Annotated in this window: 1 protein-coding gene and 1 pseudogene; both read left to right on the forward strand. The window is 61.5% G+C overall.

Going from position 1 to position 1,257, the window contains the following annotated elements:
* The first annotated feature begins 152 nt into the window (after positions 1-152).
* A complete protein-coding gene (locus QOZ99_RS22255; RefSeq protein ID WP_306892173.1) occupies positions 153-1,118 on the forward strand; it encodes an IS481 family transposase in 966 nt (321 codons plus the stop codon).
* A pseudogene (locus QOZ99_RS22260) lies at positions 1,119-1,257 on the forward strand (IS5/IS1182 family transposase); the annotation flags it as partial.

Raw genomic sequence — 1,257 nt, forward strand, 5'->3', positions numbered from 1 at the left:
CTATGATCGTTGCGCCCACACCTTCTTCTCAGCCATCTGCATCGCCGCTACCGTCATCTTCTGGCTCGGTAATCAATGAGTCCTGAGCCTAGATGTTCAGTCCCAGAGTGTGGGGGAATCAGCGAAGCTGGTCCCGCATTCCGGGAGGCACTATGGGCCAGATACTCCATCGCAGTGCTACGACCACGCACGCCATCCGAGCTGCGATACAGCGATCGAAGGCTCCGCTCAAAGAGCTAGCGGCGCGCTACAGCCTCAATCGGAAAACCGTCGCCAAGTGGCGCAAGCGCAGTTTTCTGCATGACGCGCCGATGGGGCCGAAGGCGCCTCGCTCGACCGTTCTGACGCCGGAGGAAGAGGCCATGGCGGTCGCTTTCCGCAGGCATACGCTCTTGCCGCTGGACGATTGTCTCTATGCCCTGCAGGCCTCGGTCCCACATCTGACCCGCTCGGCCCTGCACCGCTGCTTCCAGCGCCACGGCATCAGCCGGCTTCCCGAGGTCGATGGAGAAAAGACAGCCAGGCGGACCTTCAAACCTTATCCGATCGGCTACTTCCACATCGACATAGCCGAAGTGCGCACCGAGGAGGGCAAGCTCTATCTCTTCGTCGCTGTGGACCGGACCTCCAAATATGCCTTCGCCCAGCTCATGCCGAAGGCGACCACACGCGAAGCCCGGGCCTTCCTGGATGCCCTCGTGGCTGCTGTTCCCTATGAGATCCACACCGTTCTCACCGACAACGGCATCCAGTTCGCCGACCTGCCAAAGAACCGCAAGGGACCGACTGCGATGTGGCGCGGTCATCCCTTCGATCGCGCCTGCCGGAGCCACGGCATCGAGCATCGCCTGACAAAGCCTAACCATCCCTGGACCAACGGTCAGGTGGAGCGGATGAACCGAACGCTCAAGGAGGCCACCGTGCGGCGCTATCACTACGAGACCAACCGGCAGCTTCAGGATCACCTCGCCGCGTTCCTCGACGCCTACAACTTCGCCAAGCGCTTGAAGACCTTACGCGGCCTAACGCCATACGAAGCCATCTGCAGGGCATGGGCCGCAGAGCCAGAACGATCCACCCACGAGCCTGTCCACTTGACCTCGGGACTAAACACCTAGGGCCCTCATATGACGTGCGTCAACCGTTTCGACCGGTGGCGCAAGGCGGGCCATTGGGCGCGCATTCTGCGAGCCGTATCAGCTTCTTACGATGGCGACATCCAGATGATCGACGCCTCGTCGATCCGCGTGCACCAGT

Source organism: Ancylobacter amanitiformis (genome assembly GCF_030814815.1).
Classification (GTDB): domain Bacteria; phylum Pseudomonadota; class Alphaproteobacteria; order Rhizobiales; family Xanthobacteraceae; genus Ancylobacter; species Ancylobacter amanitiformis.